Below are 19,521 nucleotides of genomic sequence, written 5' to 3' on the forward strand. Positions count from 1 at the left end.
ATATGACTAAAATACCATTTAGATTTAACAATCGTTTTTTTAATGAGCTGCCTGCTGACACCGAAACAGCTAATTTTCCTCGCCAAGTTTATAATGCATGTTATTCGTCGGTTTTACCTACTCAAGTGAGAAAGCCAGAAATATTATGTGTTTCAGATGAAGTCAAAGACTTATTGAGGTTATCCTCTGAAGATTGTCAGTCTGAGTGGTTTAAAACTGTATTTTCGGGTAATAAGTTACTTGATGGAATGCAATCTTATGCGATGTGTTATGGTGGTCATCAATTTGGTCATTGGGCAGGACAGTTAGGTGACGGTAGAGCAATTAATTTAGGAGAAGTTATTGATTGCAATGGCAATAATCAGACTTTGCAATTAAAAGGTGCTGGATTAACTCCTTATTCTAGAACAGCTGATGGTCTTGCTGTTTTACGTTCATCGGTGCGAGAGTTTTTGTGTAGCGAAGCAATGCACCATTTGGGAATTCCTACAACACGAGCTTTAAGTTTGATATTAACTGGTGAAAGTGTTTTACGGGATATGTTTTATGATGGTAGAGCTGAATTAGAACCTGGTGCTGTTGTTTGTAGAGTTTCTCCTTCTTTTATTCGTTTTGGAAGCTTTCAAATTTTTGCTGCTAGAAATGAAAAAAAAATATTGCAGCAGTTAATTGATTTCACTATTCGTAATGATTTCCCGCATTTGGGTAACCCCTGTGTTGAAGTTTATGAAGAATGGTTTGAAGAAGTTTGTCAATCAACACTTGAGCTTATAGTTCACTGGATGAGAGTTGGCTTTGTGCATGGCGTGATGAATACCGATAATATGTCAATTCTTGGTTTAACTATCGACTATGGACCTTATGGTTGGTTAGAAGGATATGAGCCTAACTGGACGCCAAATACAACTGATTCACAAGGACGTCGATATTGTTTTAGCAATCAGCCTCAAGTTGCCCAATGGAACTTATATCAACTAGCTAATGCGATTGCGCCAATTGTAAAGCGCACTGAATTTTTAGAAGGTTCACTTAAAAGTTTTTATGACTTATATAAACAGCATTCACAAAAAATGTATTCGAAAAAGTTGGGTCTAAAGGGACATAATGGTGACCGAGATCAAAAGTTAATAGCAGATCTTTTTACCTTATTACAATTAACAGAAACCGATATGACTATATTTTTCAGGCTGTTATCTCAGTTTAACCCTGAAAGTTGTTATTCTGACGAAGAACTTATTTCGGTTATTAATAAAGCATTTTATAAACCAGAGGAAGTTAAAGGCAAAGTAAAAAGTAAAATAATTCATTGGTTTAGGGATTATTTAAATAGGCTTTCACAACAAGATTGTGTTAATGAAGATAGAATATCTGATATGAATCGGTATAATCCAAAGTATATATTGAGGAACTATTTGGTCCAAAAAGCGATTGATAAAGCATCGATCGGCGATTTTTCTGAAGTAGCACGATTATTAGATGTCATGCGCAAGCCTTATGATGAGCAGCCTGAGTATGACGATTATTCTGCAAAAAGGCCTGAATGGGCTAGACATAAAGCGGGATGTTCTATGTTGTCCTGTAGTTCTTGAGTCGAAAAATTTAATAAGCTTATATTTTTAGCTTTATAGGAGATACTTTTACAATGTATAAATACCGTGCAGTAAGAAAAAGAAAACAAGTATTTAATATTACTGAACAGTTGGAAAAACCTCTTGATTTGTATGAACATCTTCCTTTTCAAATAGCAGTTGTCAGTAACTTATTGCAACTTAACCGGGATTTAGCCATTAGAGAAATTATTGAGCTTGACCCACGCGAGCTAAGAGTCATTTTAAATATTGGTTCCTACATGCCTATAAAGGCGGCTGATATTTCTTATCAAGCCAGGCTAGATTCCTATACTGTCAGTCGAGCAGTCAAAGTGCTGATTAATTTGGAAATGGTTGGAGTTGAAAAAAATGCTTCAAACAAGAAAGTTAAATATCTAATACTAACAGACAAGGGGAAAGATGTTTATAAAAGGCTGTGCGATGTTATTAATAAAAGAACGGATGACCTTGAAGAAGTTATTGAGGATTCTGAAAAAGAATTGTTAATGGAGTTGCTTGCAAAGTTAGAAGATAAAGCTGAAACAATGTTAGCAAGTCATGCACAATCATCTTTAAACGAAAAAGGAACAATTCCTGCTGATCAAAAAGAAATTATTCGTTGGGCTAAAAAAAGTAGTAGTTAGCTTTTGAGCGACTATTAAAAGAGGGAGGCAGCTAAATTTACCAAGCTATATTTTCTTGATTACTCTACTATAAACTTCGTATTAATATTGTTATCATCTTTACTAATAGACTAAAATTATATTGTGTTAGAGTGGGCTCGCTGAGACATTTGGGGCGAGGTTTTAGGCACTGTATTAGTTTTTAATTTAATTTGAGTATCAGTAAGCTAAGATAAATTTATGCATCGTCATGCCAATTGCCAGTATTATTATTTAGATGGTTGCAAAGTCAAGCTAGATGAGTCTTTACTCGAGTTTTCCGATGGTAAAAAATCTAAAGTCCAGCCTAGAATATTAGAAGTGTTGACTACCTTAGTTGAGCAATATCCAAATATTGTTTCAAGAGAAGAGCTGATTAGTAAAATATGGAGTAATGATAAAAAAGCAGGTGAAAATTTACTTAATAATGCTATATGGCAACTTAGACATATTTTTAAAAATAAAGAGCCACAAGTTGAAATTATTGAAACTGTTCGTAAATTAGGTTACCGACTTCTAGTAGCGCCCCAGTTTGATGACTCTCAAAATAATATTGAACCTTCACAATCAACTAACCTTTTAGAGCCTCATATTCAAACTGAGTTGTCAAAAGACAATAGGTTTAATCCTATATGGTTTTTGAGTGTTTTTTGTCTTTTTGTTTTTGCTTTTTTTATTTTTCAAACTAATGAAGTATCAAAGCCTGTTATACCAGAGTTATCATTAGTTACGAAAGAGCCTGGGGTGGAGCTGTTTCCAAGTCCATCACCTAATGGAGAGTGGTTGGCATTTGTTTGGAGAAAGCGGGGAGCTCGTCCAGAGTTATATATCAAAGAGTTAAAAAATAACAATACTCCTCCTAGGAGGTTAACTTTCAACGGTATTATTTCTGAAATAACGGCTTGGGATAATCATTCTACATGGGCTTACTATGCATCAAGAACTCAGATACAACAAGGTTGTATGATTTTTAGGGTGAATATATTGACCGGAGAGTCAGAGCAACTGGTCAAATGTAATCGTAAGATTTCTAGTCGTATGCCTTTTACAGTGTCTCATGATGGTCAGTTTCTAGTTTATTTTAATCGAAGTAATATTCTCCAAGGTGAAGAAGGTATTTGGCTGGTTGATTTAGCTAATCTTGATCAAATTAACAGAGAAATAGAAATTCCATGTGCTGAGCTATGTGGCGATTTTTTAACGGGAGTTCTGTTTTCACCGGACAGTAAAAAAATTGCGGTAACCGCTAGAGCCGATCAGTACTCAGAAAACTTGTATATAATAGATTTGGAGAATTATAAGGTAGAGAAAGTCGTTGAGGATTATATTAATATTGTTGGTTTTGACTGGCATCCAGATAATCAAACAATTGTTTTTTCCAAGGCTTTACCTGATAATCGTACAGGAGAAATTGTTGAATTAGAGAACAAAACAATTACTCCATTAGATATTGATGGATTTAGTTATCCTAAATTTTCTCGTGATGGTAAGCAGATTTTTTATCATCATAAACGAGAAAACTATCGAATTTCTAGTCTTCCTTTAAATGAAAATATTTCAAGAACATTATTTCCAATTTTGATGTCTAACTTTAGCCACAGGAGTCAGGATTATTCTGAAAAAACACAAAAAATTGTTTATACCTCTAATGAGTCTGGCAATTTTGAGTTGTGGACCGCTGATTTAGATGGCGAAAATAGGTTGCAATTAACCAGCTTAAAGAATGAGGTTCGTTTCCCTGTTTGGTCTCATGATGGTTCAAAGATTGCTTTTATTGGTAGAGTCAGAAAAAACAATGAATCAAAACTTTTTGTATTGGATTTAAATAGTCAAAAAGTGACTATGCTAAAGTCTCCTTTTGAATCTCATGGTCGACCTAGTTGGTCTTTAGATGATAAACATCTATTAGCCATTTCACATCATCAATCAAAGTCAAGATACTATGAGTTCTCTTTTGATGATACGCCACCTAAACTGTTGACTGATTTAATCATCTATTATGCTAAAGAGTCAAAGGAGGGGTTGTATGCCGTTAATAATAAAGGAGAGCTTTGGCTATTAAGCAAGAGCGAGCCAGATAAAAATAAAAAGCTATTGTCTGTTGATGAGTTTGGTACTCGATATGCCTGGATTTTAACTGATAAGGGTATTTATTTTTACAAAGAGGTTGGTGGTAAACATCAGATTCATTTCTTTGACAAACAAACTCAAAAGGTAAGTTTAGCTGCTTATTTGCCTTGGATGGTAACCAATCAGTTTTCTACAATGTCTTATTCTTCTGCTTCTAACCAATTGTTACTTACCGTCAATGATATTCCACAAATTGATATAAAGAAAGTTGTTAATGCGACTGAGTTAAACTATAAAAAATAAATAATTATTTTTGAATGCAAAAAAAATAAGTGTCTATTATAACGTTCTCAGATATTGATGTATTAGCATTTATATCTGATATTCAAGTATTGATTAAGATAAATATTTACAAGCCTTAATAGAATAAAATTGTGCACTGCAATATAATCTTGCTGAGATAGTTGTTTTTACTAAAAAAATGACGATAAATAATTTAAGGAAAAGGTAAAAGTGCTTTTTATATTGGTTTATTTATAATTTATTTGTTTCTCTTTTTTTTATTATTTCTTGGGCTGAAATATAACCCAATGAACATCATTTAATCTCAATTTTATCTCAATTCTCTATTATTATTAGAGTTTTATTGTTAGAGCAAGGCTTTAGGGCTAACTAATATTTAAAAGCTGAATTATTTTATCGAGTGTTAGTGAGACCTATCGCTTGAAACCATTGGATGAAGATAAAAACCAAAGTGAGAAGCTTTTATGTGTAATTTATGAGAAGTGAATTACTGAATATTTTATTTTTCTTCTTCTTATTTGAGAAACCAATTGCTTTGACTTTTGCCTTTTTGAGTAGTTTCAGTTTTCAATAAAACGATTAATTTATTGTTTCAACAGCTAGTTGGATTTAATAAAGCTTTATCTATTTTTTATCAATTTTTAGTTGAACTTACTGTAATGCCACTTCCTTTATAGCAATTTAACAATGAGCTACTTTATAAAAAATCATCAATTTAAAGGTTAAAGTAATAGTTATATTTCGAATAGCCTTATAGACGTTGTGGATGTTTTGGCTCTTTCATAACTATTGTGCTTTTCACTTTCTTTCGTTTAAATAAATTTGCTATGCATAAAAGTAAAGCAATCGTAAAAACTTAATAAAAGTATAACTTAATAAAAGTATAATTATGTGGAGGAAGTAAGGTGCAAGTTGTGAAACTCAAAAAGAGTAAACTGGCTGTCTGTGTTCTTTCGGCCCTAACACTGTTTTCTGGTGGTCCAGTGTTGGCTGCTGAACAAAGTAAAGATACTAGTGTTGACAAAAAGAAAGATCGAAAGCTAGTTGTTACAGGCTCAAGAATTAAAAGGACTGATGTTGAAGGAATGCAATCCATTCAAGTGATTTCTAGTGAAGAAATTGAAGAGTCAGGCTTTACTGATTTAGGTGACTTTTTGGCGACAATCTCGTCGACTGGTTCTTCGCTAGGTGAGACAGATAATAACTCTACAACGCGATCTGCCCAGCAAGTGAGTTTGCGTAACTTGGGGGCAAATAAAACATTAGTTTTAATTAATGGAAATCGAGTACCTAACTTTGCTGGTGCATTTGGTAGCTCGTCTAATACTGCTGATGTTGGTTCTCTTCCACCAAGTGTTGCGGTTGAAAGGATTGAAATATTAACTGATGCAGCATCGGCTATTTATGGCTCCGATGCTATGGCTGGTGTTATCAATGTGATATTAAAAGATGATTATGATGGTTCAAGTCTTAATCTACGTTATCAAGATACTGAGCGAGGTGGTCGTTCAAGAAAATCAGTGAGCTATGTAACCGGTTTTGGGGGAGATAGCTGGTCAGGACTTTTTACTTTTAAAGGACAAGATAAAGAAGCCTTATTTACCAATCAAAGAGAAGAATATTTAGGTTTAGGACCACATGGAACCGGAAGTTATTCTAATTGGGGAGCTTACCTAAGAGACTTTAGTCGAGTTTTTCATGATGAACAAAGAAATTATCCCGGAGGAGGAGATCCGCAATCTTGCATGACATTGCTTGGAGAAAATGCTGTGTGGATGACACAGTACTGGAACGGCTATCCTGGTAAGAGTTCTTTGAGTAATACATCATACCGTTGTCGTTATGATCGTCATTCAGGCCGTTCTATTGTTCCTGCTGAAGAAAAAATAAATTCTTCTCTAAGACTTGTAAAAGAGTTTGATAATGGAGATGAGTTTTCATTTAATGTTGCTTATATGGATCGTAAAACAGAGCAGTTTAATGAGCCTAGAGGGGCTGGAGTTAATGTTTATCGTGATCCTGCAACAGGCGATTTATCATTAGATAGTGTGAGTGGTTGGAATCGATTTGAAATAAGACGACGTTTCGTTGAGTTTGGCCCTTACAAAGAAGAAATTGATGCGGATAGTTTACAGACATGGATGAATTATTCGGGCCGTTTGACTGATAACTTAGATTATCAAGTGAACTTTTCTTACGGTGAAAATAGTCGTTTACGTTATGGTGGAGCCTGGATGAGAAGAGATGCTTTGCTTGACGTTTTAACACTTGATCCAGAAGATACAAGCGCAGGAAAGTGGTATCCTTTGAACGTAATGCCTGCAGATGTCGCTAGACGCGTTACTGATTATCGTACTTATACTTCTTCAATAGAGGCGAGTCAGCTTTCATTTGAAATTTCCGGTGAAGCATTTGATATGCCTGCTGGGCCTGTAATGTTTGCCGCAGTATTAGAAGGATTTTCTGAAGATTGGAAAGATAGTGTTAGTGATAATGTCATCAATCAAGAAATATTAGGTGCTGGAGGGGGGAGAGCTTCTGGTGACCGTGATCATTATGCCTTTGGGTTTGAAACTGATATTCCACTCACTGAAAGTTTAAATTTATTTTTAGCGGGTCGTTATGATTACTATGATGATGATACTGATGTTGATGGCGCATTTTCTCCATCAGCCAGGTTCGTTTTCCAGCCGACTGAAAATCAATCTTTTAGAATTGGTTGGGGGAAATCATTTAAAGCGCCTGATTTAGCACGTATTCATGCTGAGCCAAGCCGATTGTTTACGAATACGAGTTATCGCTTTGAGCCTTGTACTGATGCACAAAAAGCTGTTGGTGATGCAGGTGGTTCTGTTGCATGTAATCCGCAAGCTGATTGGAGTGATTCATATACCCGTGTTGTCAGCGGTAACAAAGCGCTTGAAGAAGAAACTGGTGAAACAACCAACATTGCTTGGACTGGTGACTTTGGTGATTTTGATATGAGTTTAGAATTTTATCGTATCCAATTAAATGGTGAAGTGAATACTGTTGGGACCAGCTATTTGTTGAATCGACAAGAAATTTACAATGCTACGGCTGGTGGTGTTTCGGGTACTGAATGTGAAGCGATCGGTGAAGTTGGATTTCTGACCGAAAGTCAAACTTATATTGATCCAGCAACAGGTGGAACTTATACCTATCCTACGCTAGCTTGTGTTTTTTCGGGGCCTATAAACGCGGCTGAAAAATTGTCTGATGGTGCTAATTTACGGATGAATTATGTTTTAAAGACGAATGACTTTGGTCGTTTCAAATTCGGACTAGAAACTAATTTTACTCATAAATTAGAATATTTGGAAAATGATGATGCTGATACGGTGCGACGTGATTGGGTTAAAGATGGTTATGAGAACCGTTGGAAAGGTGCCGTAAAAGTTAATTGGAATAAAGGAGATTATTCTGCATTTTTACGCTGGCGTTATATTGGAAGCGCAGCTGGAATGCCTGAGTTAGCACCAAGAGATCCTGTTACTGGTGAAATCACTGGAGAACGAGTAGAAACTCTTGATAAATGGGATGCATGGCATGCAACCAATATAGGAGTTACTTACCGTGGGATTGAAGACAGCACAATGACTTTAGGTGTGAATAATTTATTTGCGGCAGATCCTTCATGGAATACTCCATTTAGTGGGGGTGGTAGCTATTCATTTGCTAGCCGAGTCAAAGGGTATGACAGGGAAGGAAAAGCTTTTTATTTAAGTTATACCACTAATTTTTAACCTCTCATTATAAGTTTAGTTTAGGTTGTTAGTTTGCCTGGCTATGCCAGGCTTTTTTGTTTTGCAGCGATTTATTTTTATTCCTAATGTTAGTCTTGCAATTTATGACTATTAATTTTGTTGCTTCTCAAACTAGTTTGATGATAGTACAAGTAATAATACTTTAATTTATTAAAACTGTATTTGTGCGGCGCAGTAAAATACTAATTATCTAATAAATGATCAAGGCTAAGCTAAAATTTTTATTTTATAAGCACAATAATTAATCGTTTTATTTAATTGTTATACAAGACTTGAAGCTTAAATAGTTTAGGTTTAATATATTATAAACGGGTTATAAATATGTTTGATTATTTTTGTCTCCATAGCAGTTCCTAAGCAGGGAGATGTCTCGTCATAAAAGTTAGAGAGTTTGAGTAATATCACGGAAACTTAGGGAAGACTGCTGGTAAGAGTGATTCAGTGATTAAATATAGGCGAGTCAGTTGAGGTCGTAAATTTTTGTAAAACGCAATCTTTGTTGGGTGTAAACCCCATAAATAACAAGGTTTCGTTATTGATTAACAATATCTGATGCTTTTACGAAAGAACACCGCAAATTTTATTGGTTTTTAGTTGAGTTTGTCGATTGATTTTACTTAAGTTTAAACATTTAAATTTTATTTATAGAACAATTGATAATTTGTGTTTAATGGTTTTTTAGTATAAACATTAATATATCGATTAAATAGATTATTACGTTAATGCTTTATTAGTATTCCTGAATGTAGTTGTTTTTATGGTTGAATCTATTTGGGAAAAAGTATTTTATGAGTAAGTGTTTTATAGTTAATTGATCAGATTTTAAGACTTGGTGTTAGTTTTGCCTGGCGTTAATGCCAGGCTTTTTTTTAGCTGTTTCAATATCATTTGATAAAAAATTGAAGTGAGGTCGGTTATATGAATTAAATGAAAGTGGTTATTTCATTTAATGATTTTTTGATTAGAGCATGCTCCGGTACTGTAGCTGACTCTGCTGGATAGCCAACTACAAGCAGAATGTATGCTTTCTCTGTTTTTGGTCTTTTGCATATTTGATTAAGAAAAGTCATTGGTTTGGGAGTATGGGTGAGTGTTGCTAAGCCGCTGTGGTGAAGTGCATTAATTAGGAAGCCAGTTGCAATACCGACAGACTCTCTCACATAATAATTTTTTCTGTCTTCTTCAACTGTAACACCACCTCGTTGTTGTGCAAATATGGCGATTAAATAGGGTGCCTTTTCTAAATAAGGTTTATGGTCGTCTGTACCTAATGCATTTAATGCGTCCAACCATTCTTCTCCTGCTCGTCCATCGTAAAAAGCAACTTCTTCTTTTTCAGCAGCTTGGCGGATTTCTGATTTTATTTCGGGATCACTGATAACCGTAAAGTGCCAAGGTTGATGGTTAGCGCCACTAGGGGCTGTGCCAGCTGCTTTTAAACAGTTTTCAATCACTGCTTGTTCGACAGGGCGTTCTGAGAACTCTCTAACGGTGTGTCTTTTTTTTATTTCATGATAAAACTCCTCTGAACGGCTTAGCATTTCCTGAGGAGAATATTCTGTAAAGTCTGGTAGCGGGCGAGAGTCGTGCTCTTTCATAATTAATCCTAATAAATTCGTATTATTACTGATGCTTAATTGTTGCATAAGCAACAATGTGAAATCAACTATAATTTTGATATAAGATTTTAATTAAGTATATCGCAATATATATTTGCTACTATATGCAAAATACACAAAGTGCAGGTATGGAGTAGTTACATTAACATGAGGAATTTAGTCAAAGCTTACTTCTGTTTTGTTTTTGTCTGCTCTATTATTTATTCTGTCAATATATCTGCTGAGCAAGCTGAACAAAAAACAGGCCGCAAGGCCGTTTATTCTTCCGCGGTCAAGGTCGCCAACTTTATTGATCGTTTTTTTGGACAAAATGATGCATTAGAATCGGCTAACTATGACTACCTCCGTTTAGTGACAAGTGTACATTGGCAAGAAACAGAAAAAATCGATTATGCTGCAAAACTGAAAGCTAAAGTTCGCTTACCGCAGATGAATGAACATTTCAGCCTTATTTTTGATGAGCGAGACTCTGTTTTTTCAGATGAGACCAAAGGAGAGGTTAATCATAGTTCATTGCCTCTGGAGAATAAAAGTTCATCGGCTGCACTAAACTATGAATCAGATAAATATAAACGTTTTAAATTTGATACAAGGATTGGTTTAGGCTCTCATCTTGAACCATTTGTTTTATTCAAACATACTTATCGTCCTTACCAAAGCGATAAAATGTTTGTTAAAAATATTAACTCAGTTTTTTGGAGAGAAAAAAAAGGTTATGGTGCAAGTGTACGAATGGAACTTGATAGAATAATTAATGTTAATAATCTATTTCGTTGGAACTATACTATTTTGCGGGCTGAGAAAAGTTTAGGAAATGAATGGATAAATACTTTTTCAATTATTAATCATATGTCAAAAGAAAGTTGGTTGTCTTATGATTTTAATATTAAAGGGCGGTCGGCTAATGAATTTGCTGTTGAAGAATATCGTCTTGCGCTTCGCTATAGAAAACAATTGGATATCGATTGGCTTTATTATGAAATTGAGCCAGAGTTTTTATGGAGGAGGACGCCTGAACAACCCAAGAGAAACTTTTACACTGGACTAATTCTAAGGTTTGAGATACGGTTTGAGGATTAAAAAACTTATCGATAGTATAGGTATAGAGGAGAAATAAGTTGAATATTTGGGTGGATGCTGACGCGTGTCCTGTCGTTATTAAAGAAATACTATTTCGTGCAGCAGAGCGAACTAAAACGCAACTGACATTAGTGGCCAACCAGTTTATACGGACTCCTGCTTCACCAATAATTAAAATGCTTCAAGTCTCTCCTGGTTTTGATGTAGCTGATAATGAAATTGTAAAAAGGGCTTCCGTAGGAGATTTGGTGATTACGAGTGATATTCCTTTAGCTGCTGAAGTTATTGAAAATGGTTGTAAGGCACTGAGTCCTCGTGGAGAATTGTTTACGCCTGATAATGTTCGCAGTCGACTCAATATTAGGGACTTTATGGATACTATGAGAGCTAGTGGTGTAGACACTGGGGGGCCTCCTGCACTGAACCAAACCGATCGAAAAAACTTTGCTAATCATTTGGATCGGTTATTAACTCAGTCTCAATAATTTAAGCTTTGGGTAAGAAAAATAGTCAGTACTCTCTGTGAAGAGTGTAATATTTTAGTTTTTATCAATAGCTTTGTAGTACTACTAAAGCTATTGATATCGACTACAATATACAACTGACTATATTTTTCAGGTTATTTGAAATAAAAATTATAACTATTTGGTCGCTTTTTTCATTTGGGCAATAAAGTTGCCTAATTCTTTCAACATCTTTTCTGGCGTACTTAGGTGGTTGGCAATAATTTTTACAACGGCCGACCCACTAATTGCTCCATCTGCTCCAGCCTGAATAGCTTCTACCACTTGTTGTGGTGTTGATATTCCAAAGCCAAGTAAACTTGGTGGTGCATGATACTTTTGTAATGTATTAATTATTCTATCAACAGGCATTTCTGCTGCTACATCTACACCAGTAACTCCGGCACGACTTAATAAATAAGTATAGCCTTGTCCTCGTTTTGCCACCTCGGCTAGTGTGGTTTCTTCTGCATTAGGTGTTGCGATAAAAATAGGCGCAATACTATGGGCTTTAGCCGAACTAATAAATTTTTCTGACTCAATAATCGGAACGTCTGCAACTAATACTGAATCTACACCTGCTTCATTAGCTTGTTGATAAAAGTGGTCGATTGAATGTCCGACAACCAAGTTTGAATAAACTAACAGACCGATTGGAATTTCTGGGTAATCATTTCGAATTGATTTAATGACTGAAAAACATTTGGCTACATTAGCACCATTGGATAAAGCTCTGATTGAAGCCGCTTGGATCACTGGTCCATCAGCAATTGGATCTGAAAATGGAATACCAAGTTCCAGCGCATCGGCACCATTTTCAATTAAGGTGGTAATAATTTGATAGCTTAGTTGTGGATCAGGATCACACAACATCACAAATGGAACAAAGGCACCTTCTTTCTTGGCTTTTAAATTGTCAAAGCATTGTTGATAACGATTACTCATGGGACTATTTTCCTTCTTGCGCTTGTTGCTGTGTGATAACACTTTTAACGTGGCTTAAATCTTTATCTCCACGCCCTGATAAATTGATGACAATAATCGTTCCGTCAGCTACTTTATTAGCGAGTTTTAGTCCATAAGCTAATGCATGTGATGACTCTAGTGCTGGAATTATTCCTTCACTTTCTGATAGCTTTTTAAAGGCTGCTAATGCTTCTGTATCTGTGATGGCTACATATTCAACGCGCTGAGTGTCTTTTAAAAAAGCATGTTGCGGGCCAACCGCTGGGTAATCTAGTCCCGCTGAAATGGAATAAGATTCTTCAATTTGGCCATCATCGTCTTGCATAATGTAAGTATAAGAACCATGTAGTATGCCTTTACTGCCTTTATTAAGCGTTGCACCATGTTCATGAGTGTCTAGACCTTTGCCTGCTGGTTCAACACCAATGAGTTTAACTTCTTCTAAAGGAAGAAAGTCGGTGAATAATCCAATTGCATTTGAACCTCCGCCGACACAAGCGATTGCATAATCAGGCAAACGACCTTCTGCTGCTAAAATTTGTGAGTGGACTTCTTCGCCAATCATTTTTTGAAACTCTCGAACCATTGTTGGAAATGGGTGAGGCCCTGCGGCTGTTCCTAACAAATAATGGGCATCTTTATAAGTGGCAGACCAGTCTCTTAAAGCTTCGTTGACAGCATCTTTCAATGTGCCACTGCCAGCTGTTACAGGAATAACTTTTGCGCCCATTAACTCCATTCTAAAAACATTGGGTTGTTGCCTTTTGCAGTCGACAGCACCCATGTAAACCCGGCATTTTAAACCTAACAGGGCACATGCTATTGCGGTTGCTACACCGTGTTGTCCTGCACCTGTTTCGGCAATTATTTCTGTTTTTCCCATTCTTTTGGCGAGTAATGCTTGGCCTAGTACCTGATTTGTTTTATGTGCTCCGCCATGTAATAAGTCTTCACGTTTTAAGTAAACTTTTACGTTTTTATTAGGAGATAAGTTTTTTGTTAACGTTAATGGAGTAGGGCGACCTGCATAGTTGCTAAGTAGAGTATGAAATTCATTGATGAAGGTTTCATCGCTAGTCGCGTTAACAAATGCTTCTTCTAATTGTAGTAAAGCGGGGACTAATAACTCGGGCACATACATGCCGCCAAAGTCTCCAAAGTATCGATTGAGTTTTGTCATGGAATTAACCTATTATCTTGTCAATTTAAAGTAATTAATTTTGAAATGTTTGAATTTGCTTTGTTGATTAAGCTCTTAGTTGTTCAAAAATTTCTGCAATTTTCTGTGTGTCTTTTATACCAGGTTTAGACTCAACTCCCGAACTTAAATCAAGTGCAAAAGTATTGAATGAGTTTGCCTTATTTATGTTGTCTAAATTAATACCACCAGCCAAAATGATGTTGTCAGTATTCACCGTTTTTAGCAGCTCCCAATCAAAGTGATGGCCTGTACCACCTTGTTCTTTGTCTGAGTAAGTGTCTAATAAGTATCGATCAATATGGTTATCAGGTGTAAAGTTTATTGAGTTTGTAATTCGTTGAGCCTTCCATAGTTGAATATTGGGCAGTGCTGTTTTTAATGCTTGTATATATTCAGCAGATTCATCACCATGAAGTTGTACGGCATATAAATTTAGCTGTTTTGCATAATCAACAATTAATGATATTTCTTCATCAACAAATACGCCGACATATTGAAGTTTTACACTATTAGTAATTTTGAGCGCAGATTCTAAACTGATGTAGCGTTTGGATTTTGGATAAAAAATAAAACCTGCATAAATCCCGCCATATTGGTCAACACTTTTGGCATCTTGTTCACGAGTAATACCACAAATTTTAACTTTTCCAAAAATTAATGATTTGCAGTGCATGCGAATATCTTGCTGGGCCATAATGCTAGAGCCCACTAAAAAACCATTGACTAGTGGCGAAAGGCGTTTAATATCTGAGTGACTTTCTATTCCAGATTCTGAAATAGCAATCCTACCTGCTGGTATTTTTGATGCAAGTTTTTCGGTTGTTGCTAAATCAATACTTAAATCTTTTAAATTTCGGTTATTGATACCTATAATTTTTGCATTTAAGTGTATGGCTCTATTGAGTTCTTGTTCATCATGCACTTCAGTTAGAATATCTAGGTCAAGAGACTCTGCTATTTTTGCTAATTTAATATAGTCATCATCGTTAAGTACAGAAAGCATTAGCAAAATAGCATCTGCGCCATAATGACGAGCTTCATAAACCTGATAAATATCGATGAAAAAATCTTTACATAAAATCGGTACGTTAACAATTTTGCTGGCTTTAGATAAAAATGAAAAATCACCTTGAAAATATTTATGATCAGTCAGTACCGAGATAGCACTTGCATAATCTTTATATTGTTCGAGAATATAGTCTAGATTGAAATCTTCTCTGATTAGTCCTTTAGAAGGTGATGCTTTTTTGCACTCTAAAATAAAATCGGCATATTGATTCGATAATGCCTTTTCTAAACTTCGAGTTGATTTAGTTAAGTCACCTTGGAAGCTCTCTAATGGTTTTTGTTTTTTTCTGAGCACAAGTTCATCACGCTTATGGGCTACAATTTCTTGCAGTACATTTTTCATTATTTGGCTCCTTGGTGACTGATTTCTGCCAGTGACTGTAGTTTTTCAAAAGCGTCACCTTGAACAATAATTTGTTTGGCATCACTGACACCTTGTTTTATTGATTCACTTTTTCCTGATAAATAAAAGAGTGCTCCAGCATTCGCTGAAATAGTATCAATAACCGAGTTTGACGCTTTTCCTTGAAGCACATCAGTAAAGTTTTGTGCGTTTTCTTCTGGTGTGCCTCCAACTAGCGCTTCTAATGGCACTTTATTCAGCCCGAAGTCGGTGTAGTTTAAGTCGTACTCTTCTATTTTTCCATTTTTAAGTTCGGCCACATGAGTTGTCCCTGCTAAAGTTATTTCATCACAACCACAACTGTGTACAACCATGGCTGCTCGACAACCAGAAAGTCTCAAAGATTCTGCCGCGGCGTAACAATATTCTGGTGCATAAACGCCCATCAGTTGATATTCAGGATTAGCTGGATTGATTAATGGGCCTAATAAATTAAAAATAGTTCGAGTTTTTAATGTGTTTCTTACAGGCATGACATGTTTTACGCCAGTGTGGTATAGCGGGGCAAATAAGAAAGTTGTACCTATTTCATCCAGACATCGACGAGCCACTTCTGGTGACATATCTATTTTTACATTTAATTGCTCTAATACATCGGCAGAACCACATTTGCTCGAAATTGAGCGGTTTCCATGCTTAACCATTTTTAGCCCTTTGACCGAAGCAATAAGTGATACCAAAGTCGATATATTCAGTGTATGTTGACCGCTTCCACCAGTACCACAGCTATCTGTGATCGCATAATCTGGTTTAGGAAAAGGGTTGGCGTGTTGGCGTAGCGCTTGAGCTGCACCAACAACTTCACTTGGTTGCTCACCTTTGATTTTTAAAGCGATTAAATAGGCACTAATTAAAATTGGATCTGTTTTCCCCGATATTAGTTGGCTAAAAAGTTCTAAAGATTCTTGTTGGGTTAAATGCTGACCTTCAAAAATCTTTTTTTGTAATGCTTGCATGATAAGTTCCTGGTAAAAATAATAATTAATGAGTCGAATAAGTATTTGAATTGCAATTAGTTAACCATGCGAGTGAAGCATTCAAAAGTTGACTACCGTAAGTGGTTAAAATAGATTCGGGATGAAATTGAAAACTGAGTATTTTATGTTTTTTATGTTTTACTGCCATCACTTCATCTTTTGTATTCGCAATTACTTCTAGTTCATCAGGGATATTGCTACCGACTAAGGAGTGATAACGTGCAGCCCTAAATGGACAGGGTAAAATATTAAGTATTTCGTTATCTTGATAATAAATATCGTCAGCTTTTCCATGAATAATCTGCTTGGCTTGACCAATAGTACCACCAAAATGTTGAATGATTGCCTGGTGACCTAAACAAATACCTAAAAGTGGAATTTTACCTGCGTAAGTATTAATAATTGAGAGTGAGTTGCCTGCAGAATCAGGGTTGCCTGGCCCAGGTGAAATCACGATTACTGTATTGTTAGGATCGATTGATTGCTTGGAACTAAATATTTCCTCAACAGGTGTATCATTGCGGTATATGATAACTTCAGCCCCTAATAATCTGAATTGATTAACTAGGTTGTAGGTGAAAGAATCATAGTTATCGATCATAATAATTTTCAATGGATTAGTCATTGGATGATCCTTGTATTAATTGGTTTGCTTTCTGAATTGCTTTAATGACTGCTGCTGCTTTATTCTCAGTTTCATTAGCTTCAAGTACTGGAACAGAATCATAAACAATACCAGCTCCAGCCTGAATTTTTGCAATACCATTTTGGTAGAATGCAGAACGGATGACTATGCAAGTATCCATATCGCCGCTCCCATTTAAGTAGCCAACTGCACCGCCATAGCTACCTCGGCGTTTGGCTTCTACTTTACGAATAAGCTCAGTCGCTTTTATTTTGGGAGCTCCTGTAAGGGTTCCCATATTCATGCAAGCTTGATATGCATGGAGAGCATCTAGATCGTGACGTAGCTCTCCTTGAACACAAGATACCAAATGCATAACTTGTGAATATCGGTCAACATCTAAAAGTCTGGGCACATGTGTTGTTCCTGGTTTTGCTATTCTGGCAATGTCATTTCTAGCAAGATCTACCAGCATCATATGTTCTGCAACTTCTTTTTGATCCAGTTTTAATTCTGCTTCTATACGAGCATCTAAATCAAGATCAATTATACCATTACTTCGCCCTCTGGGTCTGGTTCCTGCTATCGGATAAAGTTCAACCTGATTGGTTTGACTACAGTATTTTAGGGAACTTTCAGGAGATGCGCCGAATAATACAAAGTTTTGATCCTGCATGTAAAACATGTATGGACTAGGGTTTGAGTGTTTGAGTTCTTGATAACTGTTGATTGGTGAGTCACATTCAAGTGTAAAAGTTCTTGATGGAACAACCTGAAATACATCGCCTTGAATAATTCTTTGCTTAAGGTTAACTACAACATCTTGATATTCTTGATCACTTAAGTCAACAGAGAGAGTTGTGTTCTTGTTGCTATCATAAGTGGAATGGTGTTCTTTAGTTAGAGTTGTAATTTTTTGCTCAAAATTTTCAAAAGAGCGAGCTAACTCAAAATAGGTTTTCTGTGCATTTACACCAGAGAAGTGGTTACACAAAAGTTTTTTCTGTTTCAGTTTATGATCAATAATTAAAAGGCTTTCTGCTAAGTAAAATACAAAGTCAGGGCAATCTTCGGCACTGACTGGTAATGGCGGTAGTTTTTCAAAATTAGCAATTAAGTCAAAAGCGAATAAGCCAGCAAGAAAGATTGAGTATTCACTTTTATTCGTTGGCGTAAAAGCATTTTTTATTGTACGAATACTATCTATTGTTGTTGGTTGCTTTAATCGTGAATCCTCGTCTAGATTGTGGTTTTGTAAAGGGTAGTGTACATAAACTGACTGTTGTTCAGGAGCTCTTTCACAATCAATGTCTTGCGATTTTAAGGAATTATAGATATGTTCGAGCGCATTTTTTCCATTAGCGGTTATTGCTTCAATTTTTACTTGTTGCTCATTACACTCAACACGAATAGCTGCTTGTAACATGAGTATACTTTTGACACTTTCTTTCGATTCAATTTCACTAGACTCTAATAAAATAGTGTTTTTTAGTGCTTTTATTCTGTTGAGTTCTTGAAATATTTCAACGGGTTCTAAAAACGAGTCAATCGTCTTACTGATAGTTTTCACCTTACCGTAAGGTGATTGATCATCAAAAGAGCCTGTTTTAGGTGTATATTGTGTAGGTGACATTATGATAAAACCTTTCCTGAGGCATGAATAAAAGGGGTTAACTCTGACATTAATTTTTCAAAATAAGCTTCGTCTAATGATTGTTGGCCATCAGAAAGTGCAATTTGAGGATTATAATGCGCTTCAACAATAATACCATCAGCCCCACAAGCGATGGCTGCCTTTGACATTGGAATCACTAGCTCTCTGATCCCTGTTCCGTGTGATGGATCAACAATGATGGGCAAATGGCTTTTAGTTTTTATATAAGCAACCGCATTTAGGTCGAGTGTATTACGAGTTGCTTTTTCATAAGTACGGATCCCTCGTTCACACAAAATGATGTTTTTGTTGCCTTCGTTGTAGATATATTCTGCTGCTAATAAAAATTCTTCAATTGTGGCTGACATGCCTCTTTTTAAAATAGTAGTTTTATTGGTTTGTCCAACAGCCTTTAAGAGTTTAAAGTTTTGCATGTTACGCGCACCAATTTGAAAGGCGTCAACATAGGGCTCCATCATGTCTACGTGATTAGCATCAACAATTTCGGTCACACTCGGTATGTTAAATTCTTTTGCCGTTTCTTGTAGGATTTTTAGTCCTTCTTCCTCAAGACCTTGAAAGCTATATGGTGAAGTTCGAGGCTTAAATGCACCACCTCTTAGGCCTGTTGCACCATATTTTTTAATGATTTTGGCGGATTCAAACATTTGTTCTTTATTTTCAACAGCACATGGGCCAGCAATAACCGTAAATGTCCCCCCACCTATTGTGTTTTGCCCAAATGCAACTTGGGTATCATGGCTTTGCATTTCTCGGCTTACTTGTTTGTATGTACTGAGTATTGGTTTGATATTTTCTACCATTGGATGCGCAGTAATATTGAGAGAATGTAAGACAATTTCATCCCCTAATGCGCCTAATACGATTCTTTCTGTTCCAGGCATATAAAGCGGTTTCAGTTTTACGGATTCTATTTGTGTCAGAATCTCTTTCGCATCAGCTTCGCTTGCCTCTGGTTTTAATTCAATAATCATTTTCATTTCCTTGTGAGCAAA

14 protein-coding genes are annotated in these 19,521 nt (G+C 35.9%); 6 read left to right on the forward strand and 8 right to left on the reverse strand.

Annotated features, from left to right (window positions below; all coding sequences use genetic code 11):
- The first annotated feature begins 2 nt into the window (after positions 1-2).
- The 4 genes from ACT5E3_RS09095 (at position 3) to ACT5E3_RS09110 (ending at position 8,388) form a co-directional block, all read left to right on the forward strand.
- Positions 3-1,589, forward strand: coding sequence for a protein adenylyltransferase SelO (locus ACT5E3_RS09095; protein ID WP_444997991.1), 1,587 nt, complete (start codon positions 3-5; stop codon positions 1,587-1,589).
- 53 nt (positions 1,590-1,642) lie between these two features.
- On the forward strand, positions 1,643-2,233 hold the full coding sequence (locus ACT5E3_RS09100) for a MarR family winged helix-turn-helix transcriptional regulator (protein ID WP_444997992.1): 591 nt from the start codon (positions 1,643-1,645) through the stop codon (positions 2,231-2,233).
- A gap of 219 nt (positions 2,234-2,452) precedes the next feature.
- A complete protein-coding gene (locus tag ACT5E3_RS09105) occupies positions 2,453-4,624 on the forward strand; it encodes a winged helix-turn-helix domain-containing protein (protein ID WP_444997993.1) in 2,172 nt (723 codons plus the stop codon).
- A 914-nt stretch (positions 4,625-5,538) separates the two neighbouring features.
- Positions 5,539-8,388 carry a TonB-dependent receptor plug domain-containing protein gene (locus ACT5E3_RS09110; RefSeq protein ID WP_444997994.1) on the forward strand — a complete coding sequence of 950 codons (2,850 nt, stop codon included), beginning with the start codon at positions 5,539-5,541 and terminating at the stop codon, positions 8,386-8,388.
- Between the two features lie 944 nt (positions 8,389-9,332).
- Here the strand turns inward: ACT5E3_RS09110 and ACT5E3_RS09115 are convergent.
- Positions 9,333-10,007 carry a nitroreductase family protein gene (locus ACT5E3_RS09115; protein WP_444997995.1) on the reverse strand — a complete coding sequence of 225 codons (675 nt, stop codon included), beginning with the start codon at positions 10,005-10,007 and terminating at the stop codon, positions 9,333-9,335.
- Between the two features lie 168 nt (positions 10,008-10,175).
- Here ACT5E3_RS09115 and ACT5E3_RS09120 point away from each other — a divergent pair, with 168 nt between their 5' ends.
- Together ACT5E3_RS09120 and ACT5E3_RS09125 are read left to right on the forward strand one after the other, a co-directional pair.
- Positions 10,176-11,108 (forward strand): hypothetical protein, encoded by a 933-nt coding sequence (locus ACT5E3_RS09120; protein WP_444997996.1) that lies wholly within the window; start codon positions 10,176-10,178, stop codon positions 11,106-11,108.
- Positions 11,109-11,146: 38 nt separating this feature from the next.
- Positions 11,147-11,593, forward strand: coding sequence for a YaiI/YqxD family protein (locus ACT5E3_RS09125; RefSeq protein WP_444997997.1), 447 nt, complete (start codon positions 11,147-11,149; stop codon positions 11,591-11,593).
- A gap of 156 nt (positions 11,594-11,749) precedes the next feature.
- Here the strand turns inward: ACT5E3_RS09125 and trpA are convergent, their stop codons facing one another.
- From trpA to aroF, 7 genes are all read right to left on the reverse strand, one after another.
- Positions 11,750-12,556, reverse strand: coding sequence for a tryptophan synthase subunit alpha (gene trpA / locus ACT5E3_RS09130; protein WP_444997998.1), 807 nt, complete (start codon positions 12,554-12,556; stop codon positions 11,750-11,752).
- Between the two features lie 4 nt (positions 12,557-12,560).
- Positions 12,561-13,757 (reverse strand): tryptophan synthase subunit beta, encoded by a 1,197-nt coding sequence (trpB, locus tag ACT5E3_RS09135; protein ID WP_444997999.1) that lies wholly within the window; start codon positions 13,755-13,757, stop codon positions 12,561-12,563.
- Between the two features lie 67 nt (positions 13,758-13,824).
- Entirely contained in the window at positions 13,825-15,189 is a 1,365-nt protein-coding gene (trpCF, locus tag ACT5E3_RS09140; protein WP_444998000.1) for a bifunctional indole-3-glycerol-phosphate synthase TrpC/phosphoribosylanthranilate isomerase TrpF, read from the reverse strand.
- Positions 15,189-16,205, reverse strand: a complete 1,017-nt coding sequence (trpD, locus tag ACT5E3_RS09145; RefSeq protein WP_444998001.1) for an anthranilate phosphoribosyltransferase — start codon at positions 16,203-16,205, stop codon at positions 15,189-15,191. Before trpD ends, trpCF begins: the two co-directional genes overlap by 1 nt.
- Before the next feature lie 25 nt (positions 16,206-16,230).
- Complete coding sequence (locus tag ACT5E3_RS09150; RefSeq protein ID WP_444998002.1) at positions 16,231-16,851, reverse strand: aminodeoxychorismate/anthranilate synthase component II; 621 nt, start codon at positions 16,849-16,851, stop codon at positions 16,231-16,233.
- Positions 16,844-18,484, reverse strand: a complete 1,641-nt coding sequence (locus tag ACT5E3_RS09155; protein WP_444998003.1) for an anthranilate synthase component 1 — start codon at positions 18,482-18,484, stop codon at positions 16,844-16,846. The genes ACT5E3_RS09150 and ACT5E3_RS09155 overlap by 8 nt, the downstream gene beginning before the upstream one ends.
- Entirely contained in the window at positions 18,484-19,500 is a 1,017-nt protein-coding gene (gene aroF, locus ACT5E3_RS09160) for a 3-deoxy-7-phosphoheptulonate synthase (RefSeq protein WP_444998004.1), read from the reverse strand. Before aroF ends, ACT5E3_RS09155 begins: the two co-directional genes overlap by 1 nt.
- Positions 19,501-19,521 lie beyond the last annotated feature (21 nt).

The sequence above is a fragment of the Aliikangiella litoralis genome (assembly GCF_052495765.1).